Annotated in this window: 23 protein-coding genes; 7 read left to right on the plus strand and 16 right to left on the minus strand. The window is 60.5% G+C overall.

Features of this window, described 5'->3' with window-relative positions; genetic code table 11:
• Positions 1-8 precede the first annotated feature (8 nt).
• From J3O30_RS20860 to J3O30_RS20880, 5 genes are all read right to left on the minus strand, one after another.
• Entirely contained in the window at positions 9-893 is an 885-nt protein-coding gene (locus J3O30_RS20860; RefSeq protein WP_207582070.1) for a F0F1 ATP synthase subunit gamma, read from the minus strand.
• Between the two features lie 28 nt (positions 894-921).
• Complete coding sequence (gene atpA, locus J3O30_RS20865; RefSeq protein WP_207582071.1) at positions 922-2,451, minus strand: F0F1 ATP synthase subunit alpha; 1,530 nt, start codon at positions 2,449-2,451, stop codon at positions 922-924.
• On the minus strand, positions 2,451-3,017 hold the full coding sequence (locus J3O30_RS20870; RefSeq protein WP_207584393.1) for a F0F1 ATP synthase subunit delta: 567 nt from the start codon (positions 3,015-3,017) through the stop codon (positions 2,451-2,453). Before J3O30_RS20870 ends, atpA begins: the two co-directional genes overlap by 1 nt.
• A gap of 255 nt (positions 3,018-3,272) precedes the next feature.
• The gene (locus J3O30_RS20875; RefSeq protein ID WP_207582072.1) at positions 3,273-3,662 is read right to left on the minus strand and encodes a DUF4345 family protein; all 390 of its coding nucleotides are present in this window, start codon (positions 3,660-3,662) and stop codon (positions 3,273-3,275) included.
• A 77-nt stretch (positions 3,663-3,739) separates the two neighbouring features.
• A complete protein-coding gene (locus J3O30_RS20880; protein ID WP_207582073.1) occupies positions 3,740-5,956 on the minus strand; it encodes a primosomal protein N' in 2,217 nt (738 codons plus the stop codon).
• A 212-nt stretch (positions 5,957-6,168) separates the two neighbouring features.
• Between J3O30_RS20880 and J3O30_RS20885 the strand changes: the two genes are divergently transcribed.
• On the plus strand, positions 6,169-7,101 hold the full coding sequence (locus tag J3O30_RS20885) for a dihydrodipicolinate synthase family protein (RefSeq protein ID WP_207582074.1): 933 nt from the start codon (positions 6,169-6,171) through the stop codon (positions 7,099-7,101).
• Between the two features lie 18 nt (positions 7,102-7,119).
• On the opposite strand, the gene J3O30_RS20890 is transcribed toward J3O30_RS20885, so the two are convergent.
• Together J3O30_RS20890 and J3O30_RS20895 are read right to left on the minus strand one after the other, a co-directional pair.
• Complete coding sequence (locus tag J3O30_RS20890) at positions 7,120-7,596, minus strand: GNAT family N-acetyltransferase (protein WP_207584394.1); 477 nt, start codon at positions 7,594-7,596, stop codon at positions 7,120-7,122.
• A gap of 81 nt (positions 7,597-7,677) precedes the next feature.
• Positions 7,678-8,628, minus strand: coding sequence for a GNAT family N-acetyltransferase (locus tag J3O30_RS20895; protein WP_207582075.1), 951 nt, complete (start codon positions 8,626-8,628; stop codon positions 7,678-7,680).
• A gap of 139 nt (positions 8,629-8,767) precedes the next feature.
• On the opposite strand from J3O30_RS20895, the gene J3O30_RS20900 reads away from it, so the two are divergent.
• Positions 8,768-9,703 carry a tyrosine recombinase XerC gene (locus tag J3O30_RS20900; RefSeq protein ID WP_207582076.1) on the plus strand — a complete coding sequence of 312 codons (936 nt, stop codon included), beginning with the start codon at positions 8,768-8,770 and terminating at the stop codon, positions 9,701-9,703.
• 136 nt (positions 9,704-9,839) lie between these two features.
• A complete protein-coding gene (locus J3O30_RS20905; RefSeq protein WP_207582077.1) occupies positions 9,840-10,913 on the plus strand; it encodes a TraB/GumN family protein in 1,074 nt (357 codons plus the stop codon).
• Positions 10,914-10,921: 8 nt separating this feature from the next.
• On the opposite strand, the gene J3O30_RS20910 is transcribed toward J3O30_RS20905, so the two are convergent.
• The 7 genes from J3O30_RS20910 to J3O30_RS20940 all read right to left on the minus strand — a co-directional run bounded on the left by J3O30_RS20910 (position 10,922) and on the right by J3O30_RS20940 (position 18,071).
• A complete protein-coding gene (locus J3O30_RS20910) occupies positions 10,922-11,422 on the minus strand; it encodes a cytochrome b/b6 domain-containing protein (RefSeq protein WP_207582078.1) in 501 nt (166 codons plus the stop codon).
• Positions 11,423-11,598: 176 nt separating this feature from the next.
• The gene (locus J3O30_RS20915; RefSeq protein ID WP_207582079.1) at positions 11,599-12,345 is read right to left on the minus strand and encodes a ribonuclease activity regulator RraA; all 747 of its coding nucleotides are present in this window, start codon (positions 12,343-12,345) and stop codon (positions 11,599-11,601) included.
• 21 nt (positions 12,346-12,366) lie between these two features.
• The gene (locus tag J3O30_RS20920) at positions 12,367-13,530 is read right to left on the minus strand and encodes a mandelate racemase/muconate lactonizing enzyme family protein (RefSeq protein ID WP_207582080.1); all 1,164 of its coding nucleotides are present in this window, start codon (positions 13,528-13,530) and stop codon (positions 12,367-12,369) included.
• A gap of 33 nt (positions 13,531-13,563) precedes the next feature.
• Positions 13,564-14,661 carry an ABC transporter ATP-binding protein gene (locus J3O30_RS20925; protein WP_207582081.1) on the minus strand — a complete coding sequence of 366 codons (1,098 nt, stop codon included), beginning with the start codon at positions 14,659-14,661 and terminating at the stop codon, positions 13,564-13,566.
• An 11-nt stretch (positions 14,662-14,672) separates the two neighbouring features.
• Positions 14,673-15,563, minus strand: a complete 891-nt coding sequence (locus tag J3O30_RS20930) for a carbohydrate ABC transporter permease (protein WP_207582082.1) — start codon at positions 15,561-15,563, stop codon at positions 14,673-14,675.
• Positions 15,563-16,519, minus strand: a complete 957-nt coding sequence (locus J3O30_RS20935) for a sugar ABC transporter permease (RefSeq protein ID WP_207582083.1) — start codon at positions 16,517-16,519, stop codon at positions 15,563-15,565. The genes J3O30_RS20930 and J3O30_RS20935 overlap by 1 nt, the downstream gene beginning before the upstream one ends.
• Before the next feature lie 73 nt (positions 16,520-16,592).
• Complete coding sequence (locus J3O30_RS20940) at positions 16,593-18,071, minus strand: sugar ABC transporter substrate-binding protein (RefSeq protein WP_207582084.1); 1,479 nt, start codon at positions 18,069-18,071, stop codon at positions 16,593-16,595.
• A gap of 206 nt (positions 18,072-18,277) precedes the next feature.
• On the opposite strand from J3O30_RS20940, the gene J3O30_RS20945 reads away from it, so the two are divergent.
• From J3O30_RS20945 to J3O30_RS20960, 4 genes are read left to right on the plus strand one after another with little or no spacing between them, the layout of a single operon-like run.
• Positions 18,278-18,988, plus strand: coding sequence for a GntR family transcriptional regulator (locus tag J3O30_RS20945; protein WP_207582085.1), 711 nt, complete (start codon positions 18,278-18,280; stop codon positions 18,986-18,988).
• A 48-nt stretch (positions 18,989-19,036) separates the two neighbouring features.
• On the plus strand, positions 19,037-20,203 hold the full coding sequence (locus tag J3O30_RS20950; RefSeq protein ID WP_207582086.1) for a mandelate racemase/muconate lactonizing enzyme family protein: 1,167 nt from the start codon (positions 19,037-19,039) through the stop codon (positions 20,201-20,203).
• Between the two features lie 51 nt (positions 20,204-20,254).
• Positions 20,255-21,616 carry a mandelate racemase/muconate lactonizing enzyme family protein gene (locus tag J3O30_RS20955; RefSeq protein ID WP_207582087.1) on the plus strand — a complete coding sequence of 454 codons (1,362 nt, stop codon included), beginning with the start codon at positions 20,255-20,257 and terminating at the stop codon, positions 21,614-21,616.
• Positions 21,617-21,633: 17 nt separating this feature from the next.
• A complete protein-coding gene (locus J3O30_RS20960) occupies positions 21,634-22,833 on the plus strand; it encodes a mandelate racemase/muconate lactonizing enzyme family protein (protein ID WP_207582088.1) in 1,200 nt (399 codons plus the stop codon).
• A gap of 197 nt (positions 22,834-23,030) precedes the next feature.
• Here the strand turns inward: J3O30_RS20960 and lpdA are convergent, their stop codons facing one another.
• Positions 23,031-24,437: a dihydrolipoyl dehydrogenase gene (lpdA, locus tag J3O30_RS20965; protein ID WP_207582089.1), complete on the minus strand. Its 1,407-nt coding sequence runs from the start codon at positions 24,435-24,437 to the stop codon at positions 23,031-23,033.
• 26 nt (positions 24,438-24,463) lie between these two features.
• Complete coding sequence (locus J3O30_RS20970) at positions 24,464-25,102, minus strand: LysE family transporter (RefSeq protein WP_207582090.1); 639 nt, start codon at positions 25,100-25,102, stop codon at positions 24,464-24,466.
• Between the last annotated feature and the right edge of the window lie 4 nt (positions 25,103-25,106).

The raw sequence follows: 25,106 nt of genomic DNA on the forward strand, positions 1-25,106 counted from the left end.
TCCTAGCCTCAGAGCGCTTCCGCGCCCGAAATGATTTCAATGAGTTCCTTGGTGATCTGCGCCTGACGCTGGCGGTTGTAGCTCAGCGTCAGTTTGTTGATCATCTCACCGGCATTACGCGTCGCATTGTCCATAGCGCTCATCTTCGCACCCATCTCGCCTGCGACATTCTCAAGGAGCGCGCGGAAGATCTGAACGGAGATGTTGCGCGGGATCAGATCTTCGAGGATCGATGCCGGATCCGGCTCATATTCGTAGACGGCGCCGGCATGCTCGGCATCTTCGTTCTGCGCCGCACCGGTCGAAGCCGGAATGAGCTGCTGCGCCGTCGGGATCTGACTGATCACCGACTTGAACTCGGAATAGAACAGCGTGCAAACGTCGAATTCGCCAGCTTCGTACATCTCGATGATGCGCTTGCCGAGCTGATCCGCATTCTCGAACCCGATGCGCTTGACGTCGCGCAATTCCTTGCGCTCGATGATCAACGAAGCATATTCGCGGCGAAGGATGTCGTAACCCTTCTTGCCGACGGTGAAGATCTTGACCGTCTTGCCCTCGGCAAGCAGCCTGCGCACATGATCGCGGGCAAAGCGCGCGATCTGCGAATTGAAGCCGCCGCACAGACCGCGTTCGGCCGTGCAGACCACCAGCAGATGAACCTGGTCCTTGCCGGTGCCGGTCATCAGCGTCGGTGCGCCGTCCGCATCGGTGACGGCCTTGGCGATGTTCGCCAGAACCGCACCCATGCGCTGCGAATAGGGCCGGGCGGCCTCGGCCGCCTCCTGCGCACGCCGAAGCTTCGCCGCGGCGACCATTTTCATCGCCTTGGTGATCTTCTGCGTCGCCTTGACGGAGGCGATCCGGTTTTTCAGATCCTTAAGTGAAGGCATCCGTGATCCGTCCTAACTTAGGGCCTGATTACGCGAAAGACTTTGCGAAGCTATCGAGAGCAGCGGTGAGCTTGCCCCTGGTATCGTCGCTGATTGCCTTTTCAGTGCGGATCGCGTCGAGGATGGCGGAGCCTTCCGAACGCAGATAAGAGAGGAAGCCCTGCTCGAATTTGCCGACCGAAGCGACTGGCAGCTTGTCGAGAAAGCCGTTGACGCCGGCAAAAATCACCGCGACCTGTTCTTCCGTCTTCAGCGGCGAGAACTGCGGCTGCTTCAGGAGTTCGGTCAGGCGTGCACCGCGGTTCAACAGGCGCTGCGTCGCAGCGTCGAGGTCCGAACCGAACTGGGCAAAGGCGGCCATTTCGCGATACTGGGCGAGTTCACCCTTGATCGAACCCGCAACCTGCTTCATCGCCTTGATCTGTGCGGCGGAACCAACGCGGGAAACCGACAGACCGACGTTCACCGCCGGGCGGATACCCTGGTAGAACAGGTCGGTTTCAAGGAAGATCTGGCCGTCGGTGATCGAGATCACGTTGGTCGGAATGAAGGCCGACACGTCGTTGCCCTGCGTTTCGATGACCGGAAGAGCGGTCAGCGAACCGGCGCCCTGGTCGTCGTTCATCTTCGCAGCGCGCTCGAGCAGGCGCGAGTGCAGGTAGAAAACGTCGCCCGGATAGGCTTCGCGGCCCGGCGGGCGGCGCAGCAGCAGCGACATCTGGCGGTAGGAAACGGCCTGCTTGGACAGGTCGTCGTAACCGATCAGCGCATGCATGCCGTTGTCGCGGAAATATTCGCCCATGGCGCAGCCGGCAAACGGAGCCAGATACTGCATCGGAGCCGGATCGGAAGCAGTCGCCGCGACGATGATCGAATACTTCAGCGCGCCGCGCTCTTCGAGCACCTTGACGAACTGAGCGACGGTCGAGCGCTTCTGGCCGATGGCGACGTAGACGCAGTAAAGCTTTTCGCCTTCCGGACCGTTGTCGTGAATGGCCTTCTGGTTGAGGAAGGCGTCGAGAAGGATCGCGGTCTTGCCGGTCTGACGGTCGCCGATAACCAGCTCGCGCTGGCCGCGGCCGACCGGGATCAGCGCGTCGATAGCCTTGAGGCCGGTCGACATCGGCTCATGAACCGACTTGCGCGGAATGATGCCGGGTGCCTTGATGTCGACACGCGAACGGCGCGTCGCATTGATCGGGCCTTTGCCGTCGATCGGGTTGCCAAGCGCGTCGACGACGCGGCCGAGCAGTTCCGGACCGACGGGAACGTCGACGATGGCGCCAGTCCGCTTGACGGTGTCGCCTTCTTTGATGTCACGGTCGGAGCCGAAGATGACGACGCCGACGTTGTCGGATTCGAGGTTCAGCGCCATGCCGCGGATGCCGCCGGGGAACTCGACCATTTCACCGGCCTGGACATTGTCCAGACCGTAGACGCGGGCGATACCGTCACCGACGGAGAGAACCTGGCCGACTTCCGAGACTTCTGCCTCTTTGCCGAAATTTTTGATCTGGTCTTTGAGAATTGCGGAAATTTCCGCGGCGCGGATATCCATCAGCCAACCTCTTTCAATGCGAGCTTAAGAGTGGAGAGTTTGGTACGAAGAGACGTATCAATCTGGCGGGACCCGACCTTGACGATCAGACCACCAAGAATTGACGGATCAACCGTGACGGCAATCGTCACGTCTTTGCCGGTAACGCTCTTGAGTGCCACCTTCAATTCGGTTTCCTGCGCTTGCGAAAGCGCGTGTGCCGAGGTGACCTCGGCGGAGATTTCACCGCGATGGTTCGCGGCGATGATACGGAAGGCCTTGATCATGCCCGGCAGGGCAAACAGGCGGCGGTTGCGCGCCACGACCTTCAGGAAATTGGCGAAGAAGCCGCCGATTCCGGCCTTCTCGCTGATGGCGGTGATCGCCTTCAGCTGGTCCTCGGCAGAGAAAACCGGGCTTGCGACGAAACGCTTTAGGTCGGCGCTCTCATCCAGCATCGCCTGGAAACGGTCAAGATCGGCGGTGACGCTGTCGACAGCGCCCTGCTCGAGCGCCAGATCGAAAAGCGACGACGCATAGCGCTCGGCAACACCAGATGTAAGCTGGGACGTGTCTGCCACTGGCACAAATTTCCCTGATTTCAACCCAAAATCCGGCTCTCGGCGGACGCCGAACCTATGATCTTGAATTCGTTTTGATTTCCCCCAGAAATCACAAGAGAAGCCTCTTGCTTCTTCCGAAATTCGGGGTCCGTCTAACATAGGATGTTCGGACTCGCAACACGCGTAACGCCCGAATACGCCTTTCACATGAATTTCTGTTGGCAAAATTGCGCAATGGCCTGAAAGCCGGCCGGGGAAGCCGCCGGCCGGCCGATAGATTCACGTCTGGGTGAAGCCGAAAACATAGAGCAGTGGCAGCGCCGCCAAAGCAATTTGCACAACCAGGAGTAAATAGTTGACGAGATTACTCCCCTTATCGGACAGGATCGATATGATCCGGGCAAAGGCCGCCATCGCAAAGGAGGCGCCGAGCGCCATGTAGATCCAGTTTTGGGCGAGCATGATCGCCGACAGGCCGAAGCCGAGATAAAAACCGCCCATCGAGCGTCCCTCGCCATATCCTTCCGGCCGCCCGTCCTGCGCCTGCAGGCCGAGAAGACGGAAAGTAGGGCCTGGCGCAAACATCATGATGAAGCCGGCGAGCGCCGTGAAAGCGGCTGAGCAGAACGCTAGCTGCTCGCCGAGTTCGGTCGGAAAATAGAATTCCATGCATCGCCCCAAATCACCCGGAAGAATTAGTGTTTTATGACATGGGCCGGAAAAGGAGGAAATGGCGGCGTTATGATTTATAGGAAACTTTGCGGATCAATATCGAGCTGCACCTGTACCGATCCGCGCTCCTTGGGCGATTGCGACAGCATCGCCCGCAAAAACCCCTGCATGTCCGAGTTGCGCCGGCCATGCACCAGTAGGCGGAAGCGATGGCGGCCGCGCACCAGCGCCAGCGGCGCCTCGGCCGGGCCAAGCACCGAAATGCCTGAAACCTGCGGCGCCGCATTGCGCATGCCGCGCGCGTGGTTTTCGGCATCATGGCGGGTCTCGGCCGAAACGATGATCGAGGCGAGCCTGCCGAAGGGCGGCAATATAGCGCGTTCGCGTTCGGTGATCTCGCGCTCATAGAAGGCGTCGGAATCGCCTGAGACAATCGCCTGCATGACAGGGTGCTGCGGCTGATAGGTCTGCAGCAGCCCATGGCTCTTGAGGCCGGTGCGCCCGGCCCGGCCCGTCACCTGCGACAAAAGCTGAAAGGTGCGCTCGGCGGCGCGCGGGTCGCCATTGGCCAGGCCGAGATCGGCATCGATGATGCCGACCAGCGTCATCAGCGGAAAATTATGCCCCTTGGCGACGAGCTGGGTGCCGATGACGATATCGGCCTCCCCCTTGGCGATCGCCTCCAGCTCCAGCCGCAGCCGCTTGACCCCGCCCATGATATCCGAGGAGAGGACGATCGTTCGCGCCTCCGGGAAATGCCGTTCCACCTCCTCGGCAATGCGCTCGACGCCTGGCCCGCAGGCAACAAGATGGTCGAGCGTGCCGCATTCCGGGCACGCCTCCGGCGTGCGCTCGGCATGGCCGCATTGATGGCATTGCAGCTGCTTGCGGAAGCGATGCTCGACCAGCCAGCTCGAACATTGCGGACATTGGAAGCGATGGCCGCAGACCCGGCAGAGCGTCAGCGGCGCATAACCGCGCCGGTTGAGAAAGAGCAGCGCCTGTTGGCGTTTCTCCACCGTCTTGCCGATCGCCCGGATCAGCACCGGCGACAGGAAGCCGCCGCGTTCCGGCCCGTGCCGGCGCATGTCGACCAGATGCAGGTCCGGCAGCGCCGCATCGCCGAAACGCGTCGGCAGGTGGACGGTGCTGTAGCGCCCGCTCTGCCCATTGACCTGGCTTTCGACCGACGGCGTCGCCGACACCAGAATGACGGGAAAATCGCCGATCCGGCCGCGCACCACAGCCATATCGCGGGCATTGTAGAAGACGCGGTCCTCCTGCTTGTAGGCAGGATCGTGCTCCTCGTCGACGATGATCAGGCCGAGATCCTCGAACGGCAGGAACAGCGCCGAGCGGGCGCCGGCGACGACGCGCACCTCGCCGGTCACCGCCTGGCGCCAGACCTTTTCGCGCATGCGCGGCGCAAGATCGGAATGCCATTCGGCTGGTTTCGCCCCGAAGCGATCCTGGAAACGCTCCATGAAACTTGCCGTCAGCGCGATCTCCGGCAGCAGGATCAGCACCTGCTTGCCGCGTTTCAGCGTTTCGGCAATCGCCTCGAAATAGACCTCGGTCTTGCCGGAGCCGGTCACCCCGTCGATCAGCGACACCGAGAATTCGCCCTTGCGGACGTCGGAAACGATCTCTTCGGCTGCCGCCTTCTGCGGCCCTTCGAGGCGTGCGGCGGCAAAATCCGGATCGGGCATCGCCACCACCGGCGGCGGCGGCAAAAATATCGTATCGAATATGCCAAGCGTGATTAGCCCGTCGACGACGCTGGTCGACACACCCGCCGCATGCGCAAGGCCGCTGCGGGTCCAGGACAAGCCGTCGGAGGCCGTGTCGAGCACCCGGGCGCGCGCCGGCGTCATCCGCTCCGGTTCGCCGCCGACGAGTTTCAACCCCTCCACCATCGGCTCCGGCTCGAAGGCATTCGGCGCCCTGAGCGCCATGCGGGCGACGAGGCCGGGCGGCGAGAGCGTATAGGTCGCGACCCAATCGATGAATTCCCGCATCTCCCGGGAAAGCGGCGGGCAGTCGAAGACATGGCTGATCGGCCGGAGCTTCTTCGGATCGACCCCATCCTCGCCGCCGTCCCAGACGACGCCGATGACCTGCCGCGACCCGAGCGGCACCTGCACGACCGAGCCGGGCTCGACCGCCATGCCATCAGGCACCGAATAAGAATAGGGTTTTGGCGCCGGCATCGGCACCAGCACGGGAACCGTTCGGTTCGCGGGCGGTGCCTCGAAAAGCGCGCCAAAGAGATCGGACGAATCTGTGCTCATCGGGCGAGACCATGCCCGCAAATCGATGCAATTGGAACCGCAAAGACGGGACGCACATCGGGCGCAGAATCCGGCGCAGGAAGATTCCGCGCGATCGCCCGTTCCCATACGGAAAGCTTGCTGGACGAGCGATTGGCCGCATACATTGCCGAAAAGATCTTTGTTCGAAATGCCGAAGCGCTGTTCTTCGGCCGTTGAATTGGAGAGCACCAATGGCCAGACTGACCGAAGATGCCAAGGGCGTCTATGTGATCGCCGTAACCCCGTTCACCGATGACGGCGCGCTCGATCTCGCCAGTATCGACAGCATGGTCGATTTCTACGAGGGCGCCGGCGTCACCGGCCTGACGGTGCTTGGGCAACTCGGCGAGGCCCCGAAGCTGACCGCGGAGGAATCGCGGACCGTGGTCGAGCGTGTGCTGAAGCGCCTCGACGGACGTCTTCCCGTCGTCGTCGGAGTTTCGGCGCCGGGGCTTGCTCCGATGCGCGAACTTGCCGAAGCCGTCATCGGCAAGGGGGCTGCCGGCGTCATGGTCGCGCCGCCCTGGACCGTCAAGACCGACGACCAGGCTTTCGCCTTCTACCAATCGGTCGGTGAAGTCCTGGGCGATACGCCCTTCGTGCTGCAGGATTATCCGCTCACCACCAACGTGACGATCGCGCCCAAGGTTATCGAGCGCATCGTCAATGAGGTGCCGAATTGCGTCATGCTCAAGCACGAGGATTGGCCGGGCCTTTCAAAAATCACCGCGCTTCGCGCCGCCAGCGACAAGGGCACCATGCGGCGCATCTCCATCCTTTGCGGCAATGGCGGACTTTTCCTGCCCGAAGAGATGGGCCGCGGCGCCGATGGCGCGATGACCGGCTTTTGTTATCCTGAGATGATGGTTGGCGTCGTCGGGGCCTATGCGGCCGGTAACCTCGATCGTGCCCATGCGATTTTCGACGCCTATCTGCCGCTCGCCCGCTACGAACAACAGCAGGGCATCGGCCTTGCCTCGCGCAAATATGTGCTCGCCAAGCGCGGCGTGATCAAATCCGCCACCCTGCGCAAGCCGGGCGCCAAGCTCTCGGCGCTCGATGTTGCCGATGTCGAGCGGTTGCTGGCGCGTCAGGCCATCCGCCTCAAGGAGATCGTTGCGTGAGGCTTAAAACGTGAAGAATCAGCCCGAAACATCATGAGGACGACCGGAGGGAATGTGGGGGAGGATTTCGAGACAATGTGTATCGCCGTCCCGCTCGTAGAGCTGAAATCCAAGCGCCTGCCAAAATTTGGCCGCGTCGGCATTTCCCGCATGAACGGTGACGATACCGCAGAAGGCCCGCGCATGATCCAGCAGAGCCAGGGCCAGCATCCGGCCGATGCCATGCCGGCGTATCTCTGGACGGATGTAAAAACGTCGCATTCGCAACGCTCCGGATAGGGTGGGTTCGATGGTCAGGCCTCCGATACCGGCGAGCGCCTCCCCGACATAGGCGCCGAGCAGCCTTTCGCCGTCACGCTCGAATCTGAGGTCTCCAGCCGACCATTCGGCGATAACGCGGCTGATATGGAGATGGCCCTCTTGCCGGGCCTCGCTTTCGAGGTCTGCGATCTCCCGCGGCAATCGATCGCGGATCACGCGGATATCGACCGTCATGGCAAAGCCGATGGATTTAAAGTCCTTTGTTTTATGCATGTCGTCATCCCGGAACCGCAGCACACTCGCCGACGACATGCATTAGACTGCAGGAACGGAAAGCTTGCGAGGCATCGCCGCAGCCGGCGGGCCGACCGGCATGAAAGTCGCGTCGCCATTGGCTGCCATGTCGTGCACCGTATGCTTCTCCAGCGCCTTCGTCACGTCGTTGAGGTCGCCGTCCAGATGTTCGGCCGGAATGAGATTGCCGATGACGAAATCGAAGCGATCGCCGCGTTTGTTCAACAGTTCGTGGAACACCGTCATGTCGCGAAGCTCCGTCGACCATTTCGCCAGCCAGTAGAACAGGCCGGAATTACGCGCCGTCATATGGACGGGAAGGATCGGCAGATTGTATTTGCGCGCCAGCCCGACGGCCGAGGTTTTCCATGGACGTTCGTTCAGCCGGCCGTTCGCCCAGTAGGCGATGCGGCCTGACGGGAAGAGCACCGTCGCCTTGCCTTGCCGCACCGCGTGATTGGTCAATTGCAGCGTTTCGCGTGCCTTGAGCTTGCTCTTGTACTCCTCCCGCCATTCGACGGGGATGATAATCTCGGCAAACCGCGGATTGACGCGGATAGCATCGCGATTGGCGAAAAACATCATATCCGGCCGACGTGCTTTCAGCAGATCGAACACGGCGACACCATCGGCGATGCCTGTGGGATGGTTGCTGACGAGGATGAAGCCACCGGCATCGGGGATGCGTTCGCCATTGGTAATGCCGATATCGAGTTTCAGCACGTCGCTCAGATATTCGAACGACTGGAAGCCCGGCATCTTGGCGACGGCATTGGCGAATTCGATCGCCTTGTTGTAGCGCAGCAGCGTGTAGAGAAACGGCCGCATAACCGGCCAGAGCGGATTCTTCACGATCCTCTGGCCGCGTTCGGCAATCAGCCTATCGACGATATGACCGGGTTTTCCCTGTGAAACGAGAGCGATCGCTTCCGCGAGCTGTCCGAAAGCCGTCATGGAATCGCGCCGTGCCATGAAAGATCCTGTCTATGGGTATAAAGCTATCGCAGTAAAATATGATCTAGGGATGACAAGGGTTTGGCCGGCATTAGCAATTCCATAACCGTTCCTGCTCCAAATTGGCGGACTTGAAGGCAAATTCAAGGCCAGCGATGTGAATGAACTGCTTGTTATCGCCGATTCGCGCCTGATGGCGGAACGGGCCGCGTGGCTCGAAAACCTCGCCAGCGAGCGCCGTCTTTCCGAGCACACGCTCGATGCCTATGAGCGCGACACACGCCAGTTCCTGACCTTCCTGACCGGCCACCTCGCCGGCCCGGCGACGCTTGGCGATATAAGGGAATTGCGCCCCGCCGATTTCCGCGCCTTTCTCGCAGCCAGGCGCAAGCAGGGCTCCGGGGCCCGCTCGCTCGGCCGCAATCTCGCCGGCCTTCGTTCGCTGCTGCGCCACTTGGAAAAGAAGGGTCTGGTCAATGCCGCCGGCGCCAGCGCGATACGCTCGCCGAAACAGCCGAAATCGCTGCCCAAGCCGCTGTCGGACACGCAGGCGATCACCGTCGTCAGCAATGAAGCCCAGCTCCATGACGAACCCTGGATCGCCGCGCGCGATGCGGCTGTCATGACGCTGCTCTACGGCTGCGGCCTACGCATCTCCGAAGCGCTGGGTCTCGTTCCCTCCGACCTGCAAAAGGGCGCCACAGCGCTGCGCATCACCGGCAAGGGCAACAAGACGCGGCTGGTGCCGCTGCTGTCGGTGGTTTTCGACGCCGTCGAGAAATACCGCACGCTCTGCCCCTATCACCTCGAACCCGGCGAGCCCCTTTTTCGCGGCGCCCGCGGCGGCAAGCTGCAGCCGGCGATCATCCAGCGCGCCATGCAGAAGATGCGCAGTGCCTTCGGCCTGCCGGAGACCGCGACACCCCATGCGTTGCGCCATTCCTTCGCCACCCACCTGCTTGCCGGCGGCGGCGATCTGCGCACCATCCAGGAACTGCTCGGCCACGCCAGCCTTTCCACAACGCAGGTCTATACCGGCGTCGATGCGTCGCGGCTGCTCGAGGTGTATGATCGGGCGCACCCGCGCGCTTAGAACCTTTTCTGGTCAGATTGAAAATTCTGCCGGAGCAAGAACGACTCTAAGCTTTCGTTAACGCATTCTCTTAAAGGAATATGCGCAAGCCGGGCGTAGAGCATGAAACCACAAGGCATGTGACCGGAACATCATCATGACGACATCGATCGGCCGCCGGACTTTTCTCGCAGCACCCGGCAATCTGCTGCTCTGGCTGATTGCCGCCTTTCACATGCTGCTTCTTGCGGCCCTGTTTGTGGCCTTTCTGGCTGCGCGACCGGCTGCGGCCGAAGAGGCGGCCTGCACCGGCCGCAATCTGATGGTCGAGCTGCAGCAGAACGACCCCGCCCGCTATGCCGAGGCGCTGAAGGAAGCCGACGCAACCCCGAACGGCAAGGGCATCTTCTGGAAGATCGAGAAGCCGGGGCTTGCGCCGTCATGGCTGCTCGGCAGCATGCATGTTACCGACCCGCGTGTTCTGGTCTTGCCGCAGCGCGCCCAGGCAGCCCACGACGCCGCCGACACGATCATCATCGAATCCGACGAGATCCTCGACGAAAGGAAGGCGACCGCCGCCCTGCTCGCAAGGCCGGAGCTGACGATGTTCACCGACGGCACGACGATCGACAAGCTGCTCTCCCCCGAGGACTACAAGCGCCTCGAAGCCGGTTTGAAGCAGCGCGGGATTCCGCTCAGTGCCGTTTCCCGCATGCGGCCTTGGATGATTTCGAGCGCCGTTGCCCTGCCGGCCTGCGAGATCGCCCGCAAGGCGAAAGGCGTGCAGTTCCTCGACCAGAAGATTGCCACCGACGCGGTTGCCGAAGGCAAGCAGGTGAAGGGGCTGGAAACCCTTGCCGAACAGATCCAGGCCATGGCCGACCTGCCGGTCGAATTCCATCTGAAGTCGCTGATCGAGACGCTGGAGCTCGGCGACAAGATGAGCGATGTCGTGGAAACAATGACCGACCTCTATCTCTCCGGCGAGATCGGCATGACCATGCCGATGCTGAAGACCGTGACGCCGAAGAAGGAAGGCGAAGATGACGACTATGCCGCCTTCGAACAGCGCGTCATCCTCGACCGCAACAAGGTGATGGCCGAGCGCGCCGCCCCGATCCTCGACGGCGGCAACGTCTTCATGGCGGTCGGCGCCCTGCACCTGCCCGGCAAGGCCGGCGTCATCGAACTGCTGCGCCGGCAGGGCTTCACGGTCAGTGCGGTGAACTGAACCAGCAATCAGCCGAACGTCATGCGGCGCAGCACATTGGTTTTCCAATAGAAATGATGGACGAGCGCGCCGGCGACATGCGCCGCGATCAGCGCCCAGAGAATGATCTTCAGGATATCCGCGTGGAGCGAACCGGCGGGATTGATGCCGAAATAGTAGGCGGCGATGCCCGTAAGCGGCATGGCGAAGATCAGGATATAGAGACCGGCATGGGCAAGCCGCGCGGCAAGACGGAAGATCGCCGGTTCCTTGGCGGCCTCGGCCGGCACGCCTTTGGTAACACGCAGCCCGAGCCGGACGATCGCAAGCAGCAGGATGGCGATGCCGACATAAGCATGGATATTCGCCGACGAAACCTGCTCCGGCGTCGGCACCTGCCCCCTGCGCATCAGCCGATGCCAGACATTCATGCCGTCGGGAAACAGCAGATTGAAGAAGATCAGCAGCGCCACCGTCCAATGAAGGAAGCGCTGGCTGAGACTGTAAGCCATGATGGACGGCTGCTGCATTTTCTCGACCTTCGTCAGATGTTGATCTCAGCGATTCTCAACAACCAGACTAGAGCATGATGCCGAAAAGTGTGCGCGGTTTTCGGACAACGTCATGCTCTAACTCTTTAATTTAGAACAGGATGATTCCAGGCCAACCGGGCCTAAAATCATCCTGTTATAGGGTAATCCATTGGCTAGGTTGTTCCCAAGCGGTTTGTCTTGCGCCACTCTTCGTACTCTCCGCGGGCATCGTCATGCAGCGGATAGTAGCGCTGCAACGACCCGCCTTCCATAAGCTTCACTCGCGAGAACTCCTCCCAATCGTGATGCTTTTGCGATTCTTCGATGACCGTCGAGGCCATTGCGACCGGAAGCATCACCACACCGTCATCGTCGGCGACGATGATGTCTCCGGGGATTACCGTGACACCGCCGCAGGCAATCGGGACGTTGACGGCGTTGGGATAGATGCCGGTCTGCACATGATAGTTGGGTGTCCAGCCGCGCAGCCATAAAGGCAGATCCAGCTTCTCGACATTGGGCCGATCGCGCATGCAGCCATCGATCACGATGCCAGCGCCGCCTCTGCCTTTGAAATAGGTCGACATCATATCGCCGAAGACGCCAGAACTCATGTCGCCGCGCGCGTCGACGACGACCACATCGCCCTCCTGCACGTGATAAAGCACATGGCGGTGCAACTGCGTCTCCGGATCTGCATATTCTCCCTCGTTAAAAAGGTCCGGCCGCTGCGGCAGGAATTGAAGCGTCAGGGCGGGCCCGACGATCGACTTCCCGTGATTCTGCGCCACGGGACCGACCATGTGCGGATTGCGGAAGCCCATGTGGCCAAGCGTGCCGGCAACGGTCGCGGCACCGATTTCTTTCAGTGCGTCGATCAACTCTTTGGGCGGTCGCGTAATGTCGGGCGTATGTGTCATTTTGTGCTCCGGTGGATGAAACTACCAGTTGGTGACAGAACCGTCGCGGCGCTTCAGGTGAGGCGCTTCCCAGAAACGAAAGCTCTCCGCCTTGACCGCCTCTTCGTTGACCTCGACGCCGAGCCCCGGCAGATCGTTGACCGGATAGTCGGGACCGTCGAGCCGTGGTTGCACGGGGAAGAAGTCGGAATTATCGAAGCCCAGCTTCGCTTCGGGCGCCCTGGTCTCGAGCCAAGCGAAATTCGGTACCGCGGCGGCGAGATGGATGGTCGCGGCCGTGCAGACGGGGCCGAGGGGATTGTGCGGCATCAGGTCCACATAGTGCGCCTCGCTCCAACCAGCGACCTTCATCGCTTCGGTGAGCCCGCCAACATTGCAAACATCGAGCCGGTTGAATTGATGTATGCCACGCTCGATGTAGGGCAGGAATTGCCACTTGCTGGCAAATTCCTCGCCGATGGCGAACGGGATGTCGGTCATCGTGCGCAGGGATTCGTAGGCCTCGGGTGTCTCGTCTCGTATCGGCTCCTCAAGGAAATCAAGCACGCCACGGCCGAGCTTGTTACAGAAGCTCGCCGCTTCTGCCACCGACAGCCGATGATGGTAATCGATGCCGAGGACGACCTCGTCGCCCAGTGCCTGGCGCGCCTTGTTTAGCATAGCTGCGGTAGCGCCGATCGACTCCCGCGGCTCAAAGACGTCCTTGCTGTTTTGCCCGATGGGGAAGAAGCGGATCGCCTGCCACCCTTGTGCGCGTAGTTCGCGGGCTCGCTCGATGGCAACATCGCCCTCGGCCTCGTCACCGGTCGAGGCGAAGGTCGGAATGCGGTCGCGCTGTTTACCGCCCAGCAATTCGTAGGCCGGCACCCCCAGCGCCTTGCCCTTGATGTCGTGAAGGGCAATGTCGATGGCTGAAATCGCCGCCTGCAGAACGCGCCCTCCTTCGAAGTATTGGCTGCGATAAACTTCTTGCCAGATCCGACCAATCTGCATCGGGTCGCGGCCGATGAGAAACTCGCGATAGTGCTCGATCGCGCCGGCCACGGCCTTCTCGCGACCGCTCAAGCCGCTCTCGCCCCAGCCGAAGATGCCGTTGTCGGTCTCGACCTTGACCAGCATCTGGTTGCGCGTTCCTACCCATACTGGATAGGGCTTGATCGCCGTGATTTTAAGCTTCGTAGTCATCAACGCCCTCGTTTCACACACATCGGCTTGGTCTCAGTTGGCCTTGAGGGCCATTTCTGTTTCGCCGTCGAACAAATGCATCCGCTCTTGATCGAACTCGAGCCAAATCTGTTCGTCGGGCGCGACGGCAATGGTCGGCGGCACGCTGACATTGACGATGGCGCCGGACAGCAACGCCTGTACGAAGGTGACGTCCCCGGTCGGCTCCACCGTGTAGGCCTTTGCCGGGATGCTTCCAGGCATCGCACTCTTGTGCAGCTTGATCGTCGAGTGACGTGCGCCGAGGACGACTTTCTTGGTGGTTGCCCTGGCGACCTTCTGGGCGTTGTTTGGCGAGAGTTCGAGGCACCAGCCCTCCGCGCTGGTCAACACGGTGTTGCCGCTTGCCGTTGATGCTTCCAGCGGAACAAGGCTCATCGCCGGGCTGCCGACGAAGCTGGCGACGAACATGTTCACCGGATGGGCAAAGACCTGCGCCGGTGAATCGTATTGCTGCAGGTAGCCGCCATTCATCACCGCCATCCTGTCGGCCATCGTGACCGCTTCGAGCTGGTCGTGCGTCACGTAGATGATCGTTGCTTTGAGGTCCTGGTGGAAACGCTTGATCTCCGACCGCATCTGCACGCGCAGCTTTGCGTCGAGGTTGGAGAGTGGTTCATCCATCAGGAATACCGCTGGATCGCGAACGAGGGCACGGCCCAGCGCCACGCGCTGCTGTTGCCCGCCCGAAAGTTCGCGTGGCTTGCGCTCGAGCAGCTGCGTCATATCGAGCACGCGCGCTGCTTCCTTGACCCTCTTGTCGATCTCGTCCCTTGGCAGTTTGCGCATCTGCAACGGGAACGCCAGATTTTTGTAGACCGATTTCTGCGGATAGAGCGCGTAGTTCTGGAACACCATTGCGATGTCCCGGTCCTTGGGGTCGAGGTCGTTGACCACCCGGTCGCCGATGACGATGTCGCCGGATGTGATGGGGATGAGCCCTGCCACAAGATTGAGTGTGGTGGTCTTGCCGCAGCCTGAAGGGCCGACGAGCGCAACGAATTCGCCGTCGTTGACCGTCAGCGAAACATTGTTGACAGCTTTGAAGCTGCCATAGGTCTTGACCAGATCTTTGAGGACCACGTGGGCCACCGGCAACTCCCCTAGTGCTTGACTGCGCCTTCCGTGAGGGCGCGTACGAAGTATCGTTGCAGGACAAGGAACAGGACCACGACGGGCACGCTCATCATGAAGCTGGCCGCCATCAGACCCGGAAAGTCCGTTGTATTTTCCGAGAAGAAGCGCTGAATGCCGACCGGCAGCGTCAACTGATCGTTCTTGGAGAGGAAGGTGTAGGCGTAGATGTACTCGTTCCACGCGCCAATGAAGGAATAGATCGCCGTGGCGATAATTCCTGGCGCCGAGAGCGGCATCACGATCAGGAAAAAGGCCTGGAACCGCGTTGCCCCGTCGATGCGCGCCGCCTGCTCGAGTTGCACCGGGATATTGTCATAGAAGCCCTTGAGGAGCCAGATTGCCAGCGGCAGGCCGAATGTGAGGTAGGTGAGGACGAGCGACCCATGCGTGTTCACCAGCCCGATCGCGCGCATCAAGATGAAGAGCGGCACGAGAAAGATCACTGCCGGGAACATGTTCCGAAGCAAGACGGCGAAGAACAGAAAGTTCCGGCCCGGGAAGGTGAAGCGTGAAAACGCGTAGGCCGCAGGAACTGCCACGATCACCGAAAGGATGGTCGTGGCGGTGGAGACGAAAAGGCTGTTCCAAAAGAAGCGCAGGAAGTCCTGGCCGACGCTGTTTTGCGGATCGAGCAGCTTTTGGTAGCTGGCGAGGGTGGGGTGGTCTGGCCACCATTGCGGCGGGAATTGCATGGCCGCGAAGCCGGACTTGATCGAGGTGATCAGCATCCAGATCATCGGTAATGCGGTGTAAAGCAGCATGAACACAAGGAAGATGCGTCCGCCCCACCGCCATCCATCGATGCGCATACGGCGACGCGCCCGGCCTCGATGAGCAGTCTCGGCAATCGTGCTCATCAACTCCCGTCCTTTTGCTCGTTGCCGCTCAGCGCACGGACGTAGAAGTAGCCGAGCGACATCAGGATCAGGAACAGCAGCACCGAATAGGCCGATGCCACTCCCCAGCGCTGGCGGCCGAAGGCGAGTTCATAAATATGGGTGATCCAGATATGCGATGCATTCGACGGCCCGCCGCCGGTCATGATCCAGGGGATGATGAAAGAATTGAAGTTGGCCACTGCCAGCAGAAGGATCGTCACAGTCGAGACGTTTCTCAAGTGCGGGAAGGTGACGTGCCAGAACCGCTGCCATGCATTGGCTCCGTCGACTTTTGCGGCGCGTAGCAACTGGTCGGGAACCGTCTGCAGGCCAGCCATCATCATGATCATGGCAAAGGGAAACTCTCGCCAGATATTGACGACGATCAGCGAGGGCAGCACCGTGCTGACGCTGTCGATGAAATTCGGCGGCCGGTCGGCCAATCCGAGGCCGACCAGCACCGCCCCAATGATCCCAAAGTCCGAATGGTAGATCCACTTCCAGATATAGGACGCGGCGACCGCGCTGATGACCCAGGGAATGATCAGGACGGCGCGCAGGATGCCACGGCCGACAAAGTCACGATGGAGCGCCAGGGCGCTGGCAAACCCCAGGACAAATGAGATGAAAGTGGATCCCAGTGTCCAGATAAGAGTGTTCGAGGTGACCTTCCAGAACACCGGACTTGTGAGGATGGAGATGTAGTTGTCGAGGCCGATGAAAATCTTGTCCCGCAGCTGCAGGCCAGGCGGTGTGTTGAAGAACGACAGTTCGATCGTGTAGTAGATAGGGTAGGCTATGACGATGAGCATCACGGCGATCGCAGGAAGCACGTACGCGTAGTCAGCGCGATGCTGCCAAATCTTTCGCAGCACGCCGGACCTATCGAGTTGCGGTCTTCGTCGAGCCTCGGCCTTGCCAGTCAAGATCGTCACAGTGCCGCGCCCTTATTCTTCGGAGCAAACCGGCTGCAATCGAGGCGCAGCCGGTCAGATCGTCTGGCTTGGACTAGAGTCCGCCGTCCATCAGGTCTTTTACCTTCTTGGCTGCGTCATCAGCCGCTTGGTCGACGGTCATGGCTCCGGTCAGGGCATTCTGCAGCATGTCCGGGACGATGATGTTCATGATCTCGGGGGACTGTGGCAGCGCCGGGAACGGGATGCCGTATGGCAGCATCGAGGTCGTGACATCAAGGAACTTGATACTATCAAGACGTTCCTTCATCCATTTGGTCTTGAAGCCGTTAAGGTTTCCCGGGTTCGAGCCGGCATAGGCCATCTTCAGCGACCATTCGGGGCTCGTCCACATGCAGATGATAGCCTTTGCAGCCGCCTCGTCTACCTTGCCGCCCTCGACATATTCGGGCTTCAGGATGTGAATGTTGGAGCCGCCAAACACGACGGCACGCTTGCCGTCGGGGCCAGTCGGAATCAGGCCGTAGCGCATGTTGTCGATTACGGTCTGCGCCTTGTCCTTGTCGGTATCCGTCGCCTTTTTCTGCAGGTCGAGCATGACGTTGTAGTCGGACGGGTGCGAGATCATCATGCCGAGCTGGCCAGCGAGGAAGAGCGGCTGGTTGTCGGCCTGCTGGTTGGTGAGCGCCGAAACCGGAACCGACTTGTCGCGAACATACATATCGTAGGAGGCTTGCAATGCCGCCTTGCTCTGCGGACTGTTGAGTTCGACCTCCTTATAGGTCGGGTTGGCGGTAGCTTCGTCGAAGACGCCACCACCATAGGCCCATAGCTGCGGCATGAAACGGTACGGCGTATTGCCGGCATTCTTGCGAGCCACGAGACCGTAACCGGCAATGCCGAGCTTGTCGTGGATCTGTTTGGAATCCTTGACGACGTCGTCCCAGGTTGCCGGAGCCTTATCCGGATCGAGGCCTGCACGCTTGAAGATGTCGGCGTTCCAGATGAACGCCATCGTCTCGTTGTTGGTGGGAATGCCGTAAGTCACCCCCTCCCAGGTTACAGCCTTCATTGCGCCCGGCCAGAAATCCTCGGTCGAATACCCTACATCCTCGGGTTTGAGCGGCTGCAAATAGCCCTTTGAGGCGAACTCGGTGCCGCCCAGGATTTGCAGGCGGACCGCCATGGGCGCAGCATTGCCAAGGAGCGCGGTCCGGAACTTGTCCAGCAGGTCATTATAGGTGAGGGCTTGTTCCTCAAGCTCGATGTTTGGATAGGTTTTGCGGAAGGTCTCGAAGAACTCCTTGTAATACTGGCGCAGGAGGTCGGGGTCGCCCTCGAACACGCCCTGATACCAGAAAGTCAGTCGCCCCTTATAGTCGAGCGGAGTGACCTTGGCGCAATCGGCCGCCGTGTCAAAATCCTGTGTGCCAGCAATCGAACGCACATATTGCGGCGACCACTTGCTCAAGTCGACCGACGCTCCGAGCGCCGACGCGGACATCAACGACATCATCAAAGCAGTGGAAACAGTGCCGCGCAGGACGGCACCACCGAATGAAATCCTCGACATAGGTATCCTCCAGGTTCTCCCATGCCGCTCTGCATCGAGGCGAGCGGTCTTTGCTCATTGGCTGCGGGTCGTTTTCAGCCAATGTATCTCTTTGGACAGATCATACGTTTTCAGATCGAAGATTGCCTGTCAACTGGAGAAATCGTACATTGTTTAGATAATCGTCGCGTGATATCGAAGCAATATATGTATTGATGGGGACAGCTTTGGCCGAAACAAGCGATTTTAAAGCGCAGCCACCCGAGGGGATCGACGCTATCGGGGCCTCCAGCGAGGGCGCCTCGCTTTATCAGTTGATCAGGGACGACATTATTGAAGGGCGGCTCGCTGCCAACGAACGGCTTGTCGTCACCGATCTCGCCCGGCGCCACGGCACCTCGACCAACCCGGTGCGAGAGGCTCTGCAACTATTGCGCGGGGAGGGCTTCGTCACCCTCGTTCCCAACCGCGGGGCGCGCGTCCGGCCCATAGATCAGGATTTTGTTCGGGACATCTACGAAATAGGAGTCTTGATCGAGCCGGCACTGACGCGATGGTTCGTGAATATGGCCACCGTCGAGGACATTGCTGAACTCGAACGCATCCAGGGCTTGATCGAAGAGAACAACTTCGCCGACACGTTCAGGCACAGCGAGCTGGACACCGCCTTTCACACCGTAATGTACCAAAGGCACTACAACCGCCATGCCGCCGAGCTTTGGTGGAAGCATCGCGAAGTGCTTCGAGCCGTGAGCCGGCGTTTCAACTTCACGCTCGCCCGGCGTGCCGCGATCCTTAGCGAGCATCGCGAGCTCATCGCGCATGTAAAAGCGGGAAATGCGAACGAGGCAGGCGAACTCATCGCACGCCATGTCGAGGGCTCCGGCCGGCACATCCTCGAACACATGCGTGCGCGAAACGCCGCTCGGGCAGGATAGAGGCCTCGAATATCGTTATCCCGACCACTTCAGATAAAGGCAGTTGAGATGAAAATCACCAGCGTTCGGCCGTGGCTGATCAAGTCCGATGCTTCTTATTGGGGAGAGTATCTGTTCGTCGAAGTGACGACCGACGAGGGGGTGAGCGGCTGGGGAGAAATCACCACCACGACAAGGCTCGCTAATCGCGCCCTCTGCACGATCCTGCGGCAGATCGGTGCCGCTGTGACAGGCGAGGACCCGGCGCGTATTGAGTATCTGTGGCACAAGATATTCCGCAGCTTCACCTACATGGGCAGTCGGGGTGCCGCAGTCGAATGCGTGAGCGCCATCGACATAGCCCTCTGGGATATCCGAGGCAAGGTCCTGGGTAAGCCGATTTACGAACTGTTGGGTGGACCGGTACGCGATGAAATTGCGCTCTACACCCATCCCAACCAGGCCAAATTTACCAGCAACGAGGCTGTGGTCCGCGAAATTCGAGACATCGTCGAGTCCGGCCACACGGCGCTCAAGTTCGATCCTTTCCCCCACCAAGGCCGCACCGCCGATGGACAGTTTCGCGAACAGCGGGACGGCTACCTCGATGGCAGCATGACCCGCAAAGATGAGCGCGAAGCCGCCGAACTCACTGCTCTGATCCGCGAAACGGCGGGCTCTGATGTCGACATCCTCATCGATGCGCACGGCCGGTTCGACGTTCCCACCGCCATTCGCCTTTGTCGAAGCCTCGAGGAAGCTGGTCAGATCGACTGGTTCGAGGAGCCCTGTCCACCGGAGAGCCTCAACGCTCTCAGACAGGTCCGTGAGAAGGTCAGCGCCGCTATCTCGTGGGGCGAACGCGGCCACACGAAGTGGGATTTCGTGCCGGTGCTCGAAAACAAGCTCGCTGACTACATCATGCCTGATGTCACATGGACCGGCGGCATTACCGAACTCAAGAAGATTTCTGCCCTATGCGAAGCCTACTACATCCCGGTCTCGCCGCATGACGCCGCAGGGCCGATCAATGTGGTTGCGGGAGCGCAGGTGATGATGACCGTTCCCAACTTCTACAAACTCGAAACGTCGGAGTGGAACCTGGGTAAATACGATCACCTCATCGACAGACCACTCGATGTTTCGAACGGTAGCCTCAAGCTTACGCCCAAGCCCGGTCTCGGCGTCGAAATGAACCGCGACTACCTTCAAAACCACGAGATAGAGCTGGACTAGCAACCCAGCGTGCACGGCGATGAGCCCAGCCGACCAAAACGAGGATAAATCATGCCAGAGGCAGATGGAGCCGACGAGGCGCTCAATCGGGTGAACACGCATTCCAAGCCGTCCGATCTTCGCATCACCGACATGCGGGTAGCCGAAATTGTCGGCGCGCCGTTCACCTCAGTGCTGCTTAAGATTTACACCAACCAGGGCATCGTCGGGCTTGGCGAGGTGCGCGACGGCGCCAGCGCCACCTACGCGCTGATGCTGAAGAGCCGGTTGCTTGGCGAGAACCCTTGCGACATCGACCGCCTGTTTCGCCGGATCAAGCAGTTCGGCGGGCACGGCCGGCAAGGCGGTGGCGTATCGGCGATTGAAATCGCGTTGTGGGATCTTGCCGGCAAGGCCTATGGCGTCCCCATCTACCAGATGCTCGGCGGTCGTTTTCGGGAGAAAGTGCGCGTCTACTGCGATACCGACGCCACCGTGCCGAGCGGCACCGAGACTGGTAAGCGCCTCAAGCAGCGCATGGAGCTCGGCTTCACCTTCCTCAAGATGGACTTAGGACTGATGCAGATCGCAGATGTGCCCGGTGCCGTCGTCTTTCCTGCCGGCTCACTGGAAGGATACCGCGATCCTCCCAATCGCGGGCCGCTGAAGACCATTGAAGAGCGGCGTGTCCGCAACGCTGCGTACGATTTGCATAACGTCCAGCACCCGTTTACCGGCCTCCACTTTTCCGACAAGGGCCTCGACCTGCTTGAGCAATACATCGCCGAGGTTCGTGAGGTCATCGGCATGGATGTGCCGCTCGCCATCGATCATATCGGCCATATCTCGATGCAGAACGGCATTCGCCTCGCCCGGCGAATTGAAAAATACGTGCCGGCCTGGCTCGAAGATGTGATCCCATGGCAGTATACCGAGCAATACCGACAACTGCAGGACGCCACCACGGTGCCGATCTGCACTGGCGAGGACATATACCTCAAGGAGGGCTTCGAGCCTCTGCTCAACAGCGGCGGCGTCTCCGTTATCCACCCGGACCTGCTCACCAGCGGGGGCATCCTCGAAACCAAGAAGATTGGTGATATGGCGCAGGACCAGGGCGTCGCCATGGCCATCCATATGGCAGAAAGTCCAATCGCCGCAATGGCCGCGGCACATGTCGCGACCGCGACCGAAAATTTCATGGCGCTCGAATACCATTCCGCCGATGTCGACTGGTGGGACGATATCGTCACGGGCCTTCCCCGGCCGCTGGTGAAGAATGGCTTCATCACTGTCTCGGACAAGCCCGGCCTGGGGATTGACGACGTTGTCGACGAGGTGATCTCGCAGCATCTGCAGCCGGGCGTCACCGGCATTTGGCAGCCTACGGATCACTGGGACGATGAGTATTCCTGGGATCGCACCTGGAGCTGAGGCGAAAAGGAACGAAGATGAAGATCACCGATCTCCGCTGCGCCGTTATTGGCAAACACCCGATCGTGCGCATCGTTACGGACGAGGGCCTCTATGGCTTGGGCGAAGTCGAATTCACCAAGTCCTACCTCAAGCCCTTTGTGCTGCATTTCCACGAGGCGCTGGTCGGCGAGGATCCGACCGACGTCGAGAGAGTCATGCTGAAGATCCGCCAACGCGGCTCTTTCAAGCCGTACGGCGCGGCGGTGAGCGCTATCGAGCATGCGCTGTGGGATATTGCTGGCAAGGCCGCGGGCGTGCCCGCCTATAAACTGCTCGGCGGCAAGGTGCGGGACAAGGTGCGCGTCTACAACGGCTCAGTTCGCCAGAAGCGCACGGGCGACCGGCCGGAGGATTACGCCGCTGACGTCAAATGGATGATGGAGCAGCCGCAGAACTTCTTCATGGTCAAGCAAGGAATCTCGTTCCACTCCAACATGAAGGACACCATCGAGGGCTTCCACTACGGCGTGACGCAGAACAAGGCCGGCTATCACGGCGCCATGGATCAAGGCGTGATCAGCGAGCGCGGTTTCAATCACATGCTCGACTGCGTGATCGCGATGAAGGAAGTGCTAGGCGACAAAGTCAGCCTGGCGCTCGACTGCGGCCCGGGCTGGATGCTGCCCGATGCAATTAAGTTCGCTCGCGCGGTCGAGAAGTACAATTTGATGTGGCTCGAGGACATGCTGACCGGCGACTACGTGCCGTGGGTCAATCCGCAGGCCTACCGGGAACTGACAACCTCCACCTCGACGCCAATCCACACTGGTGAGCAGATCTACCTGCGGCACAATTTCAAAGAACTGATCGAGACGCAGGCGGTACGCGTCATCGGCCCCGATCCAGCGGACGTTGGCGGCATTGCCGAGCTCAAATGGGTCGCCGAGCATGCCTACATGCATTCGATCCTGATGGCACCGCACGGCACCGCTAACGGCCTGCTGGGCCTCGGCGCGTTGATCAATGTCTGCGCCACGTTGCCGGCAAATTACGTCGCGTTCGAATATCCGACCGCTTCCGACCCCTGGTGGGAGGATCTTGTCATCGGCTTGCCGCCGCAGATCGTGAAGGACAGCATGGTGGACCTACTGGAAGCGCCGGGGCTGGGCGTCGATATCGACGCTGAAGGAGCCAGGAGATATCTCAGGGAAGAGGATGCAGGCTTTTTCGACTGAACCTCCCTCCACCTGCCGTGCCCATCTTGTCGGGCGTAAGGGAATAGGGTTGTCGAAATAAGCGGCATCGACCTGTAAGCAGGGAATGGCGGTTCGATGCCGCCTTTGCGCACCGCGTCGAAAGCGCTGAAGGTTTAGTCTAAAAAAGCCGCCCGCCTTCCGGCAAGCGGCTGTATGCTTTGTTACGATATGTAGGATTACATATGGATCGGCTTGAAGAAGGTCGCGAGCGCGGCCTCCTTCACCGCTTCCGACATGGTCGGATGCGCGTGGCAGGTACGGCCGAGATCTTCCGACGAGCCGCCGAACTCCATCAGCACGGTGATCTCGTGGATCATCTCGCCGGCGCCGAAGCCGACGATATGGCCGCCGAGCACCCGGTCGGTTTCCTTGTCGGCAAGGATCTTGACGAAACCGTCTGTCGCCAGCATCGCGCGGGCGCGGCCATTGGCCGTGAACGGGAACTTGCCGACCTTGTAGGCGATGCCCGCGGCCTTCAGTTCTTCCTCGGTCTTGCCGACCGACGCGATCTCCGGCTGCGTGTAGACGACGCTCGGAATCACCTCGTAATTGACGTGCCCATGCTGGCCGGCGAGAATTTCGGCGAGCGCCACACCCTCGTCTTCCGCCTTGTGCGCCAGCATCGGACCCTTGACCACGTCGCCGATCGCATAGATGCCGGCGACATTGGTCTTGAAGTGACCGTCGATCTCGACGCGGCCGCGATTGTCAAGCGTAACACCGGCCTCTTCCAGGCCGAGACCCGCTGTATAGGGCTTGCGGCCGGTGGCGATTAGCACGACGTCGGCGTCGAGCGTCACCTTGTCACCGCCCTTGGCCGGCTCGAATGTGATCTTGGCGCACTTGTCGCCCTTTTCGACGCCGGTCACCTTGGCGCCGAGATGGAAATCGATGCCCTGCTTGGCGAGCATGCGCTGGAACTGTTTGGAGACTTCGCCGTCCATGCCGCCGAGAATGGTGTCGAGATATTCGACGACGGTGACCTTGGCGCCAAGCCGCGACCAGACCGAGCCGAGTTCGAGCCCGATGACGCCGCCGCCGACGACGATCAGCGTTTCCGGCACCTTTTCCAGCGCGATGCCGCCGGTGGACGAGATGATGGTCTTCTCATCGATCTCGACCTGCACGCCGGGAATGCCGGCAATGTCGGAGCCGGTGGCAATGACGATGTTCTTGCCTTCGATCTCCTGCACCTTGCCGTCGTCGGCGATGACGGCAACCTTGCCTGCCGAGACGATCTTGCCGCTGCCCTGGAAGGCATCGATCTTGTTTTTCTTGAAGAGGAAGGCGACGCCGTCGACATTCGACTTCACCGTGGCGTCCTTGTGGGCCATCATATTGCCGAGGTTGAGCGTCGGCGCCGGGACGTCGATCCCGAGAGCGCTCATGCCGTGGCCGGCCTGATGGAAGATTTCGGAGGCATGCAGCAGGGCCTTCGACGGAATGCAGCCGACGTTCAGGCAAGTGCCGCCATAGGTCGCGCGCTTTTCGACGACAGCGACCTTGAGGCCGAGCTGGGCTGCTTTGACGGCGCAGACATAGCCGCCCGGGCCGGTGCCGATAATGATCACATCGTAGGACATTGCTTCTTTCCCTTTGGATTTTTCGTTTAGTCGGCCGCGCGCGACAGCGCGAGGCGGAAGCCGAAGCCGACGAGCGCCGCTCCGGTGATGCGGTTGAACCATTTGCCGCTGGCAATGAAGCGGTCACGGATCGCCTTGACCGTGAAGAAATAGGAAACGCCGGCAAACCAAGCGATCAGCGCCGTCGCCATGCCGATGCCGTACGAGAACTGGATCAGCGCCGGCGTGTCGTGATGCACGAGCGTCGAAAACAGCGACAGGAAGAACAGCACCGGCTTCGGGTTCAGCGCATTGGTGATGAAACCCATGCCGAGGCATTTCAGCATCGAGACCGGCTTGCGATCCTCGGCCGTCACCTCGATCTCCTGCACCTTGAAGCCGGGGTCGCGGAACGACTTGATGCCGAGATAGACCAGATAGGCGACACCAGCCCATTTGATGACCCCAAACAGCATCAGGGATTTCGAGACGATCAGGCCGAGGCCGAGGATCGTGTAGCTGATATGAAAGAGCAGCGAGAAGCCCATGCCGAGCCCGGTCATGATGGCGGCGCGCCGCCCATGCACGATGCTCTGGCGCAAAATGACGGCGAAATCGGCCCCCGGCACGACGATGAAGATCGAGAAGACGGCCATAAGGCCGAGGAATTCGAGGATGTAAGGCATGCTG

The sequence above is a fragment of the Rhizobium sp. NZLR1 genome, assembly GCF_017357385.1.
Lineage (GTDB): Bacteria > Pseudomonadota > Alphaproteobacteria > Rhizobiales > Rhizobiaceae > Rhizobium.